Raw genomic sequence first — 12,658 nt, forward strand, 5'->3', positions numbered from 1 at the left:
GTCAGTCGGCGATTTTCAGGATAACCTTGCCGAACGGCCGCTCCTCGATCAGGTATTGAAGCGCCTTCGCCGCCTCCTCCAGCGGGAAAATGCGCGCCACCGGCGGCTTGACCGTGCCCTTCACAAGCAGCGGCGAGATCACGTCCCACGCGGCTTGAATCTCCTGACGCGTGGACCGGAACAGGCTGAATCCGGTGACCGAAAGATCCTTCCAGATGATGTCCGTCACCTCGATCGTGGTATTGCGGCCTGCCGAATAGCCGAGCGTCACCAGCGATCCTCCCATGGCCATGGCCTTGAGCGCTTCGCTCGTGATGGTGCCGCCAATGGCATCGATCACCACGTCGATGCCAGCACCATCGGTCAGTCTCCGTACGCCTTGCGCGAGCGACTCTGCGGACAGATCGACAACGTTATCGTAGCCGCGCTCACGCGCCTGCTCGGCCTTCGCCTTGCTGCCCGCCGTTGAAACCACTTTCGACGCGCCGAGCGCCCTGGCAAGCTGATAGGTGGCGTTGCCGACAGCGCCGCCGATCGCAGGCGCGAGCACCGATTTGCCCGCCGCAAAACCCGCCTGCTGCAGCGTCAGATAGGCCGACAGATAACCCACGACGGCTGCGGTTGCGGTGACGTCGTCGACACCGTCGGGGATGGGCTGCAGTTCTTCAGCCTTGATCTGTACGTATTCCTGCCAGCTCCCGTTGCCGAATGGAGCGGTGAACATCACGCGCGCGCCCACTGGCAGCGACGACGGACCGCTATGCGTGACAACGCCCGCGCCCTCGTTGCCGAACACAGCGGGAGGCTTGGCGCGCGGATGCCCGCCGGACAGAATCGTGTGATCGAGCGGGTTCACGCCTGCCGCTGTCAGGCGGACGGTTACCAGGTCCCGGCTCGGCGCAAGGTTCTCGCGTTCGACCAGTCGCAACCCCAAATATCCCGTGAATTCAAATGCTTCGATGACGCGCATCAGCTTGCTCCAATAAAGTTACAGACCTGTCTGTTACTTGTACATAGTTACAAACCTGTTACATTGTCAACTTCAACTGGTGAACCCGAGCAGGCCTTTGAGCGAACTGGAATTATCCCGGCCCCGGCGTGGCGCCCCCCGAAAGACCGACGCAACGGCCAGAGAGCGGATCATGTCCGTGGCCGCTGACCTGTTTTATCGGGAAGGCATCCGTGCGACGGGCGTTGACCGGATCGTCGAGGTGTCAGGGGTGTCGAAGACCAGCCTCTATCGGGTTTTCCAGTCGAAGGACGAACTGATCGCGGCCTACGCAGAAGCCCACGACCAACGGTTCTGGGACAAATGGAATAAGGCCGCCGAGGCTCATCAGGACAGCCCGCTCGATCAGATCAATGCCGCTCTCGACGACGTGGCAGAGAGCATCGCGCGCCCGGCGTATCGCGGCTGTCCGATGATCAATCTGGCGGTGGAAATTCCCGACGAAACTCATCCGGCACGCATCATGGCCTCCGCCAACAAGATGCGGCTGAAGACCGAGCTTGAGCGCCTTGCGGCACAGCTATCCGTCGCCAATCCAGGATGGATCGCCGAGCAAATTATGCTGCTGGTCAACGGAGCTTATGCCTCGGGCAGCATCGACCCGCGCTCAGTCAGCGGGGAACGCCTGAAGAGCGCCGCCGCTGCCATCATTCGGGCAGGGCAGACTGGCGTTAAAACAACTGAATCGTAACGGCTCTTTCGATACACTCCCGCCGTGTCCCGTGTTCCCACCATCCTGGTTTTCGACTCCGGCCTCGGCGGATTGACCGTCTTCCGCGAGATTGTGAAGCTGCGGCCGGGCGCACGTTACACCTACGTCGCGGACGACGCCTATTTCCCCTACGGCCAGCACACCGAGGACGAGATCGTCGCCCGCGTCGTGCCGCTGGTCGGCGACCTGATCGCCGAGCACACGCCCGACCTTGTCGTCATCGCCTGCAACACCGCGTCAACGCTGGTGATGACCCATCTGCGCGAAGCCTACACGGTCCCGTTCGTTGGCACCGTGCCGGCGATCAAGCCCGCCTGCGCCTCGTCCAGGACCAAACGCGTCTCGGTGCTCGGCACCAAAGGCACCGTAAAGCGCGAATACACCAAGAAACTGATCGCGGATTTCGCTCAGGGCTGCGACGTGACGCTGGTCGGCGCGGAAAATCTCGCAAGCCTCGCCGAAGCGGCGCTGCGCGGCGAACGGGTCAGCGACGACGCCATCGCGGCCGAGATTGCGCCGTGCTTCCTCAATGGCGATGCACGAACCGACACCGTGGTGCTGGCCTGCACGCACTATCCCCTGTTGATCGATCAGATGCTTGCGCTTGCGCCATGGGGGGTGGACTGGATCGACCCGGCACCCGCGATCGCGCGGCGGGTGGGTGATCTCCTCGGCCCGGCAAATGGCAATGGCGCAGGGCCGGAAGCGCGCTTTCTGTTCACATCGGGGCAGGCGCCATCCCCGGTTCTGGCCAGGGCGCTGGAGCCGTTCATCCGCGCCAGCGTTGCCAACTAAGAACGGCCTTCCGCAGATACCGTCCGGCTGCTAGCTTTCGCCCGGTCTGCTCCGGAGAGAGCAGCGAAAGGGAGATACACATGCTCAAGAAAATGGTTCTCGGCCTCGCGATCGTTGCGTTCGCGGGCATCGGCGCGGCAATGGCTCAGACAGCCCCTGCCAACGCCATCAAGCGCACCCCGCTGCAAAAGGTGGAGTTTCCCAAGGGTTACAATACCATCACCGTCATCGCCGAGATTCCGGCCGACACGCTGGCCGGCCGTCACACCCATCCGGGCATCGATACGGGATATGTTCTCGAAGGTGACGCCACGCTGATGGTCGAAGGCAAGCCGGACCAGGCTATCAAGGCCGGGGATTCCTATGCGGTGCCCGCCGGCATTCCGCATGACGTCAAGACCGGGGCTAAAGGCTTGAAAATCATGGCTGTTTACGTGGTCGAGGAAGGCAAGCCAGTGGCGACGCCGGCCCCCAAATAACGGCCTGAATGGTTTGACTTATCGGCCTTTTCTACCTATGAACACGTTGCTCGCGGGCCGGTTTTCGGCCCGCGTTGCGTTTCGCGACCCGTGGTCCTCCCCATTAAGCTTATGAGGCGGACCTGTCAGCACCGGGATCATATCCCGCTGCACAGGAGGGCGCGTTTCCTCAAAACCAACGTTCAAAGAAAGAGGACGCGATGACTAAGCGTAGTGAGGCGAAGTATAAAATCGATCGCCGTATGGGCCAGAACATCTGGGGCCGCCCGAAGAGCCCCGTCAACAAGCGTGAATACGGCCCCGGCCAGCACGGCCAGCGCCGCAAGGGCAAGCTCTCCGACTTCGGCACGCAGCTCCGCGCCAAGCAGAAGCTGAAGGGCTACTACGCCAACATTTCCGAGCGTCAGTTCCACGCGATCTACGTCGAAGCCAGCCGCCTGAAGGGCGACTCGGGTGAAAACCTGATCGGCCTGCTCGAGCGCCGCCTCGACACCGTGGTGTACCGCGCGAAGTTCGTGGCCACCATGTTCGCCGCACGTCAGTTCATCAACCACGGCCACATCAAGGTGAACGGCAAGCGCGTCAACATCGCCAGCTACAAGGTGAAGGTCGGCGACGTCGTCGAGATCAAGGAATCGTCCAAGCAACTCGCCTTCGTGCTCGAAGCCAACCAGCTCGGCGAACGCGACACACCTGACTATCTCGAAGTCGATCACGGCAAGCAGACTGCCAAGGTCGTGCGCGTTCCGGGTCTTTCGGAAGTGCCGTTCCCGGTTCAGATGGAACCGCACCTCATCATCGAATTCTATTCGCGCTAATTCCTCAGCGCGGATGACAGAAATACGAAAGGCCGCCTCACCGGGCGGCCTTTTTGTTTGGCTGATCGCATCAGGTGGAGGATACCGGATTGGGTTCGGCCAAAGCAAAATCCCGCAACAGGCGCACCGCGATCCGCACCACCTCGGCCTGTGTCTTGGCTCCGGTGCGCGACAGCGCACTCCGCAGATGGAATCGCGCGGTGTGAATCGTGACGCCTTCGCTCTCTGCAAATGTCTTGAGATCGTGATCAGCCGCCAGAGCCGCGACCAGCCGCGCGGCTCCCTTTGACAGCCCTAGCCCCTGCTCCAGAATTTCGGACGTATTGGCAGATCCGGAATCGGGATCGTGGACGACAACGATCGCGCCACGCGGCCCGCCGCGCTCCCAGTCGGATTGCGCGGAGGACGCCGGAGACGGCGCGACCAGGACAACATAGTCCCGTCCTCTGGCGCGCGGCACGGCAACCACACCGCCGGCACCGCCACCTGCGACATTGATCAACAGCGCATCAAAGCGTCGGCGCGCGTCGGTATGGGTGACCAGAGGCTTGCCCATCCGGCCAAGCACAAAGCCGTCGCTCTGCTGTGTGAGAGCGTGCATCGCCGCGTTGACGAAGAGCACCTCCCCGTCAGCCGCCAGCAACATCAGGCCGGCCTGCAGCCGGTCGAGCGTTGCCTGCAAGCCGACATTTCGTGAATCGATCCGGAAGAACGTGCGGCGCAGTTGCAGCGCGCGCGTGATGTGCGGCATAAGCTGCTCCAGATAAGCCGCTTCCCGATCGTCGAAGGGTGGACGATCATCGCCGCGCATCAGCGCGATCATCGCGAAATTTCCGTCGCTGGAATAGAGGGGCCCGCCAAGCGTTTCGATCAGCCCGATCGGCTTGAAGAATTCATTATAAAATTGACCGGTGGCGCGTTCTTCCGGCGTGAACAGACGATCCGTACTCATGGCACGGCCCGCCGGCAGGCTGAGAAAGCGCGCCGGGGCAGGATCGATCTGAGCATATTTCTCGACATAAAGCTGCAAGCTCTGAAGCAGCGTGCCCGATGTCTCGACAAAATTCGCCGTCGGATCGCGTGCGTCAACCATCACCAGAACGGCGCTGCGACAGCCGAACATGTTCTGGATCAGCTCCAGCGCGAGAGTGAGTTGGGCGCTGTCGGAAACTCCTTGATAAAGGGCATCCAGAAATTTGCCTTCGGCCTCGCTCACGACCACCCCGCCGCACCCGCTGTGGAAAGCTAAAATGGCATAGCAATTTAAAACTAACCCTATTCATTTGAATAGTGCGTTGCTCCCATACCTTTGGCACCGTTTTTCCATTGCGGGTGGAATGCGGGGCGATTGTGACAAAATCTATTGGTGGTACGCGTCGCGCAGAGCGCGCGCTGAACGTGATTGTGTGCGCCGCCAGCGTGGCTGCGTTGTTGATGGCCGACACTTTCGGTCCTAACGCCGCTAAAGCCGCCGATGTCGAGATCACAAGCAACACGCCGAGCGTCAACCTTGATACCTTTGCAGGGACGACCGCGCATATCGCCACCGGCGTCACCGTGGGATCGGGAAATCCGGCCATCAGCGCCACATTGCAGGCATGGTCCGTTACCAACGACGGCACCGTGACCGGTGGCAATACCGTAAAGCTTGACCAGGGCGGCACATTTACCAACACGGCCGCGGCGACCGTCACAGGCACGCTGACCGCAATCACCTTTGGCTACAAGCCATTTGGCCTGCCTCCGGCCGGCGGCCCCGGCACGTTAAACAATTACGGCACGATCACCGCCGGTGTCGAAGGCGTGACGATGTGGCTCGGCGGCACGGTGAACAACTATTCCGGCGGCTTGATCAAGACCGATACCGGCGTCAATGCGGTGTCCATCGGACAAGGCACGTCCCGCACCTTATACAATGCAGGCACGATCCAATCGAACAAGACGACGGGTTTCAGCACCGGCGTGCTCATTCAAGGTGGCCCATCGACATTCACGAACACCAGCACCGGTGTGATCTTTGGTGACTATAATGGTGTCTATGGGAGCGCCACCGCGGTGTGGACCTCGTTCAGCAATGCTGGCTCGATTACCTCTAATCGAGGCGCGGCGGTTGAAGCAACCGGCGGCGGTACGATCACAAACAGCGGCACCATTTTGAACACCGGCAGCGCCGGAAATGCCGCGGACTGGAACGGAATTCTGGTGCGCAACACCGCAGCTGCCGAGATTATCAACAGCGGCACAATCTCCGGCAAGACAAATGCAATTACATTTGCGGCCGCCGCTGGCGTGCCTGCGGGAGCGACCCATACCCTTCGGCTGCAAACCGGCTCTGTCCTTATCGGAAACGTCGTGGGCGGTACCGGCACCGACAACCTGATCCTGGAAGGCACAGGCACCGAGGGCATCGCGAAGTTCTCCAACTTCGAAACATTGACCATGAATGGCGTGGACTGGACCCTGACCGGCAACGGGACCTTCTCCACCACCACGACCGTTCAGGCCGGAACGCTCCGGATCAACGGACAACTCACGAGCCCCGCTGTCGGCGTGCAGAGCGGGGGCACGGTGACCGGCAACGGCACTGTTGTCGGCAACGTCACGAACAACACCGGCGGCAATGTGCGGGTCGACAGCGGAACGCTGGCGTTCAACGGCAATTACATCCACCAGATGGGTGCGTTCTTCACCGTGGGAGTCACCCCCTCCGCCAACGGTGTGCTCGCAATTACCGGAGCCGGCCACACTGCCACCCTCAACGGCGGCACCGTGCGCGTGATGGCTGGCGTCGGCAGCTACGCGCCCTCTACGCAGTATACGATCCTGACGACCACGGGCGGCCGAAACGGCACCTTCAGCGGCGTGACATCGAACTTCGCGTTCCTCAATCCGATGCTCACCTACGATCCCAACAACGTCTATCTGACGCTGGTCCGTAACAGCATCGACTTCGCCAGCGTCGGCATGACACCGAACCAGATTTCGGCGGGCGGCGGCCTCGCCGCGCTGGGCATGACCAACCCGATCGTCGGCGCGGCGCTGATGCTGACGCCGGATCAGGCCCGCGCGGCCTTTGACAGCGTATCGGGCGAGATTCATCCGAGTCTGCGCTCGCTGATGCTGGATGAGAGTTCTCTGATCCGCGACGCCATTCTCGGACGGCAGCGGCTGGACCCCGCGAGCGGCTCACAGGCAACCGGATTTGCAGATGAAGAGGAATCCGCACTCGCCTATGCGAAGAAGACGCGCAAGGCCAAGGGCGGGCCAAAGTGGCCGATCAAGGCGCCGGCACCCGTCATCGCACCGGTTTATGCCGCGTGGGTGCAGGGTTACGGCAACTGGACGCGCCTCAACAGCGACGGCAACGCCGCGACGCTGCGCGCAACCAGCGGCGGGGCCATTGGCGGCGTAGACGTGACCCTCGATCAAAACTGGCGCCTCGGCGTAGCGACCGGCGGCGGACGAACCGATGCCCGCGTCGATGCACGCACGTCATCCGCCACCATCGACACCTTCCATCTCGCAGCTTATGGCGGCGGGCGACTTGGCGACCTCGCAGTCCGCACCGGCGCGGCCTATTCGCATCACGACATCTCCACTACACGCACCATCGCCTTCCCGGGCTTCGCGGACATGGCCACCGCGGGCTACAGCGCCAGCACGGCACAGGTCTTCGGCGAAGCCGCCTACGGCGTCGTCAGGAGCTGGGTGAACGCCGAGGCCTTCGCAAACCTCGCTTACGTGTCGGTCCGAAGCGACGGCTTCACGGAAACAGGCGGGCCGGCGGCGCTCAGAGTCGCACAGGCCACCACCGCCGCCACTTATTCAACGCTCGGCCTGCGCGCACAGGCGCCCATCCCCGCGATCGGCCCATGGGCCATGACGGCGCGCGGGTCGCTCGGATGGCAGCACGCCTACGATGGAGCTACGCCCGTCTCGCTGATGTCGTTTGCGGCAAGCCCGTCGCCATTTGCGATTGCGGGCGTTCCGATTGCCGCCGACACGCTGCTGGTCGAGGCCGGCCTGGACGCGCTCGTTCACCGGAATGCAATTCTGGGAATTCTGTACACCGGGCGTCTCGCCGCCGATGCGAGCGCCCATTCGGTCAGGGCCAACCTTGCTGTGAGGTTCTGATTATTTCATCGCGCCGTAAACAAGGCTCCTGAATGCCGACTGGATGCGTCCGCGCTGTGAAGGCGACTGGATCATCAGGATCGCGAACATGTTTTCCTTTGGATCTGCCAGGAAATACGTTCCGCTGCCCCCACTCCACTCGAACTCGCCGACCGAGCCGGGCCAGTGGCTGACGCCAGCGTCCGTCCGCACGGCAACGCCGAGGCCGAAGCCAAATCCGGCACCAGGGAAATAGTACACCCACGGTTTGATGCCCGTTCCCTCGCCGATGTGGTTCGACGTCATCAGGTCGACGGTCTTGCGCGCCAGAATGCGCGTGCCGTTGAGTTCACCGCCATTGAGCAGCATCTGCACAAAGCGCGCGTAGTCCGCGATCGACGACACCATGCCGCCGCCGCCGGATTCCCATTTGGTGACCTCACGCGGATCGCGATCGAGCTTGTCATATTTGGTTTGAAACGGATCGGCGATCAGCGCCTGCTTCGCCGGATCGGTGACGAAGAAGCTCGTATTGGTCATCCCGAGCGGCCCGAGCAGGTTCTCCTTCTCGAACTGGTAAAGCGATTTTCCCGACACCACCTCGATCACCCGCCCGAGCACATCTGTGGCGTGACCGTAGGTCCAGTATTCTCCGGGCTGACTGATCAGCGGCAGCGCGGCGATCTTGTCCGCAACTTCTGCGTTGGTGAATTTGCCGGACATCAGGTCGGCATCTTCGTAGGGCTTCTTCACCACGCCATACGCGAGCGATGCATATGGAATGCCCGCTGAATGCCGTAGCAGATCGTGAATCTGGATCGGGCGGCGCGGCGCGACAAGATCGAGTTCGGGCTTGCCATCCGGGCCCGGTTTCTCCACGCCGACCTTGATATGGTAAAAACCTTTGACATATTGCCCCACCTCATCGTCGAGCGCGAGCTTGCCCTGCTCCACCAGCATGAGCGCCGCCACCGATGTGATCGGTTTGGTCATCGAAAACAGCGTGAAGATGGTGTCCGGCGTCATCGGCGCCTTGGTGGCAGGACTGCGGACGCCGAACGATTCGTAGTATGCGGGCTGGCCGTGGCGCTGGATCAGCACGACCGCGCCCGGGATCTTGCCGGTCGCGACTTCGTTGTTGAAATACGCGGTGATGCGCGCGAGCCGTTGCGGGAAAAACCCGGCCCTGTCCGGGTCTGTTCGCCCAAGGCTTTCCGCGCAAGCCGGCAGTGATGTCGTTATGACTGCGGCCGAGATCGCTGCGACAACCACGGCAGCACCAGCGCGCCGGACGATATTTGAATAAAACAAAACCGATCTCCGCAAATCCAGTCAATGAGCCGGACTTTAGCGGGCAGCGGCTATCGTGCAAAGCGCGCCGGTCACTCTAAAGCATCATAAACCATGGCTTTCAGCGCGGGCTGAATGCGGCCGCGTTCTGACGGCGACTGCATCATCAGGATCACAAACATATCCTGTGCGCGGTCGATCCAGAAATAGGTGCCACCGGCACCGTCCCATTTGATTTCGCCGAGCGATCCCGGCGGTGGAGGCGTCGCATTCCCGGGTTCGGTGCGAACGCCAAAGCCAAGGCCATATCCGAAGCCGTCCCCGGGGAAGTAGTACGATCCACGCTTCACGCCCGTTGCAGGCGCGATGTGGTTCGCAGTCATCGTCGCGAATATCTCAGGCTTCAGATAACGCTTGCCGTCAAGCTCGCCGCCATTGAGCAGCATCTGCGCCAGTCGGCTATAATCTCCGATGGTGGTGAGCAATCCGCTGGTCCCCGGCTCCCATTTATAGGGTTTACGCGGATCACGGGAATTCCCGGTCCTGAAATTGCTGTCGCTCGGCAGCGGCTCAGCAATCCGGCGATACTGCGACGGGTCGGCCACATAGTACGAGGTGTCCTTCATGCCAAGCGGATCGAACAGCCGTTCCTTTTCGAAGGCGTAAAGCGATTTTCCCGATATTACTTCGATCACGCGTGCGAGCACGTCCAGCGAGTGGCCGTAGTCCCACAACGTGCCGGGCTGCTCGGCCAGTGGCAGCCGCGCGATCTTTTCGGCCACGGCGGCGTTGTCAGTCCCTTCGGCGTAGATATCGGCATTCTTGTAGGCAGAGCGCACCAGGCCCGTCCCATAAAACCCATACGGGATACCGGCTGACTGCCGCATGAGGTCTTCAATGGTGATCGGACGCTCCAGCGGCACAAGTTTGAGAACGGGATCACCGTTCTCGGCCTTGGTTTCCACGCCGACCTTGGCTTCCGCAAATGACGGAATGTATTTCGACACCGGATCGTCGAGCTTGAGCTTGCCGTCGTCCACCAGCAGCATGGCGGCAACGCTCGTGATCGGCTTGGTCATCGAGAAAATCCGGAAGATCGCGTCCGGTGTCATTGGCTCGCCGGTCGTCACGTCGATCTTGCCGAAGGATTTGAAATAGGCCTGCTTGCCCCGGTGCTGAACCAGAACGATCGCACCGGCAATTTTGTTGTTCGCGACTTCGGCATTGAAAAAGTCGGTGATGCGCTCAAGGCGCTGCGGAGAAAGAACGGCATCCGGCGGATAAGTCCGCATTGCGCTGTCGGCCGACGCCTGAACAGCGGTGACGAGAAAAAGCGCGACAGGCAGAATGCTGCGGGCATGGCGCAGAATGGGCGTTGCCCCGATCAACTGACGAGTTGCGGAAACGGGCATAAAAAATCCCTCCATCCCGGATGGCACGTGTCCGGGACGGAAGGACTGTATCTGTGAAAAAGGCGGCCGCACAAGCGAGACGGCTTAAGCCGTCTCGCCTTGAAAAACATCAGCCAACGGGCTGCTGAACCGCGATGCCCTTGTCGGCGAGCAACTGCTGCAATTCGCCAGCCTGGAACATCTCACGGATGATGTCGCAACCACCGACAAACTCGCCCTTGACGTAGAGCTGCGGAATGGTCGGCCAGTTCGAATAGATCTTGATGCCGTCGCGCAGTTCGCCGGACTCGAGAACATTCAGACCCTTGTAGGCAACGCCCACGTGGTCGAGAATCTGGACCACCTGGCCCGAGAAGCCGCACTGCGGAAACTGCGGCGTGCCCTTCATGAACAGCACGACGTCGTTGGACTTCACTTCGTTGTCGATGAATTGGTCGATGCTCATATTCGCGTCCTTAAGTGGCTTGCCCAGGCCGGGATTCGGTCACCGACCTGCTCTCTCCCTATATATGTAGCGTGAAACGGCTCGGCAGCCCAATCAAATCGCCGAAAAGGTGCCATGCGGCGCCCCGGACGGGAGCGCGGATCTGCCATGCCGGGCGCCTGAAACAATCGTCGCCCCCGCAACGTATCGATTTCATGGCCGACGCTACCTTTTATCTCCGGCGGGGCGCCCTATCTAGAGCATCCCTTCTACGGAACCGTTCCGGAGAAGAATCGTTCTCTCCTCAATCGGAGATACTCGTGACGAAACCAGCATCCCAGTCAGACGCCCGTGTCGCCACTTCCTCCGCATTTACGGCCAAATCTGGCCAGGAATCCCGCAACGAACTGGCGGCCCGGCTGCTGACAGCCTATCGCACGGTTCGGGACGAGACCGAGCGGCGGGCGGCCCCGCTGTCACCCGAGGACCAGCTGGTCCAGTCGATGCCGGATGCCAGCCCCACCAAATGGCACCGCGCCCACGTCACCTGGTTCTGGGAGCAATTCCTGCTGGGTCACCACTCTCCAGGCTACAGGCCTTACCACCCGGATTACGCCTACCTGTTCAACTCCTATTACGTCAGCGCCGGGCCGCGTCACGCCCGGGCCCAGCGCGGCCACCTCACCCGCCCCGGTGCGGACGAGGTGACGGCCTATCGCAAGCACGTCGATGCCGCGGTCGCGGCATTTTTCGATTCAGCGGACGCCGACACGCTGGCGAAGCTGGAGCCGCTGATTGAGGTCGGTCTCAATCATGAGCAGCAGCACCAGGAATTGCTGCTCACCGACATCCTGCACGCCTTCGCACAGAACCCGATCCCGCCCGCCTACCAGCCTGGATGGAGATTTCCGGCTGCGACCCGCACCGGCGACGCATGGGTCACGCTGATGGAAGGCATCCACACCATCGGTCATACCGACGAGTCATTCCATTTCGACAACGAGAAGCCTGCGCACCGCGCGCTGGTCGGCCCTGTGAAACTGGCGCGCAATCTCGTCACGAATGCCGAGTGGCTCGCCTTCATGAACGACGGTGGTTACACGACGCCGACACTGTGGCTCATGGACGGCTTCGCTGCCGCCGAACGTGAGGAATGGCAGGCCCCCGGCCATTGGCGCAACACTGACGGAGAATGGAAGATCATGACGCTCGGCGGTTTGCAGCCGATCGATCCATCAGCCCCCGTCTCGCATGTCAGCTACTATGAGGCCGATGCCTTCGCGCGCTGGAGCGGAAAGCACCTGCCCACGGAAATGGAATGGGAAGTTGCCGCCCGCGCCGGCCATCTGAACGATGCTTTCGGCATCGTGTGGCAGTGGACCCGGAGTTCGTATTCGCCCTACCCCGGTTATCGCGCCGTCGAAGGCGCGCTGGGTGAATACAACGGCAAGTTCATGGTCAACCAATTGGTGCTGCGCGGCTCATCGCTGGCAACACCGGACAACCACAGCCGTATCACCTATCGCAATTTCTTCTATCCACATCACCGCTGGCAGTTCACCGGACTGCGCCTCGCCGATTACGCCGTCTGAATCCTCAACGCATG

The 12,658-nt window shown here is 61.6% G+C and carries 11 protein-coding genes; 6 read left to right on the top strand and 5 right to left on the bottom strand.

The features are described from left to right. Position 1: 1 nt before the first annotated feature. A complete protein-coding gene (locus tag HMPREF9695_RS13115; RefSeq protein ID WP_006021327.1) occupies positions 2 to 970 on the bottom strand; it encodes a quinone oxidoreductase family protein in 969 nt (322 codons plus the stop codon). Positions 971 to 1,067: 97 nt separating this feature from the next. On the opposite strand from HMPREF9695_RS13115, the gene HMPREF9695_RS13120 reads away from it, so the two are divergent. The 4 genes from HMPREF9695_RS13120 to rpsD all read left to right on the top strand — a co-directional run bounded on the left by HMPREF9695_RS13120 (position 1,068) and on the right by rpsD (position 3,813). Further along, complete coding sequence (locus HMPREF9695_RS13120; RefSeq protein ID WP_051055011.1) at positions 1,068 to 1,700, top strand: TetR/AcrR family transcriptional regulator; 633 nt, start codon at positions 1,068 to 1,070, stop codon at positions 1,698 to 1,700. 24 nt (positions 1,701 to 1,724) lie between these two features. Next, positions 1,725 to 2,516, top strand: coding sequence for a glutamate racemase (gene murI, locus HMPREF9695_RS13125; protein WP_006021329.1), 792 nt, complete (start codon positions 1,725 to 1,727; stop codon positions 2,514 to 2,516). 80 nt (positions 2,517 to 2,596) lie between these two features. Further along, positions 2,597 to 2,995: a cupin domain-containing protein gene (locus HMPREF9695_RS13130; RefSeq protein ID WP_006021330.1), complete on the top strand. Its 399-nt coding sequence runs from the start codon at positions 2,597 to 2,599 to the stop codon at positions 2,993 to 2,995. A 200-nt stretch (positions 2,996 to 3,195) separates the two neighbouring features. Then, positions 3,196 to 3,813, top strand: coding sequence for a 30S ribosomal protein S4 (rpsD, locus tag HMPREF9695_RS13135; RefSeq protein WP_006021331.1), 618 nt, complete (start codon positions 3,196 to 3,198; stop codon positions 3,811 to 3,813). A gap of 70 nt (positions 3,814 to 3,883) precedes the next feature. On the opposite strand, the gene HMPREF9695_RS13140 is transcribed toward rpsD, so the two are convergent. Then, complete coding sequence (locus tag HMPREF9695_RS13140; RefSeq protein WP_006021332.1) at positions 3,884 to 5,029, bottom strand: PAS domain-containing protein; 1,146 nt, start codon at positions 5,027 to 5,029, stop codon at positions 3,884 to 3,886. A gap of 218 nt (positions 5,030 to 5,247) precedes the next feature. Between HMPREF9695_RS13140 and HMPREF9695_RS13145 the strand changes: the two genes are divergently transcribed. Further along, a complete protein-coding gene (locus tag HMPREF9695_RS13145) occupies positions 5,248 to 7,947 on the top strand; it encodes an autotransporter outer membrane beta-barrel domain-containing protein (protein WP_083875206.1) in 2,700 nt (899 codons plus the stop codon). On the opposite strand, the gene HMPREF9695_RS13150 is transcribed toward HMPREF9695_RS13145, so the two are convergent. The 3 genes from HMPREF9695_RS13150 to grxD form a co-directional block, all read right to left on the bottom strand. After that, positions 7,948 to 9,237, bottom strand: coding sequence for a serine hydrolase domain-containing protein (locus HMPREF9695_RS13150; RefSeq protein ID WP_006021334.1), 1,290 nt, complete (start codon positions 9,235 to 9,237; stop codon positions 7,948 to 7,950). It abuts the gene before it with no gap. A 71-nt stretch (positions 9,238 to 9,308) separates the two neighbouring features. Further along, positions 9,309 to 10,628, bottom strand: coding sequence for a serine hydrolase domain-containing protein (locus HMPREF9695_RS13155; RefSeq protein WP_006021335.1), 1,320 nt, complete (start codon positions 10,626 to 10,628; stop codon positions 9,309 to 9,311). Positions 10,629 to 10,737: 109 nt separating this feature from the next. Further along, the gene (grxD, locus tag HMPREF9695_RS13160) at positions 10,738 to 11,073 is read right to left on the bottom strand and encodes a Grx4 family monothiol glutaredoxin (protein WP_006021337.1); all 336 of its coding nucleotides are present in this window, start codon (positions 11,071 to 11,073) and stop codon (positions 10,738 to 10,740) included. Positions 11,074 to 11,372: 299 nt separating this feature from the next. On the opposite strand from grxD, the gene egtB reads away from it, so the two are divergent. Continuing rightward, a complete protein-coding gene (egtB, locus tag HMPREF9695_RS13165) occupies positions 11,373 to 12,644 on the top strand; it encodes an ergothioneine biosynthesis protein EgtB (protein WP_006021338.1) in 1,272 nt (423 codons plus the stop codon). Positions 12,645 to 12,658: the final 14 nt, after the last annotated feature.

Source organism: Afipia broomeae ATCC 49717 (assembly GCF_000314675.2).
GTDB lineage: Bacteria > Pseudomonadota > Alphaproteobacteria > Rhizobiales > Xanthobacteraceae > Afipia > Afipia broomeae.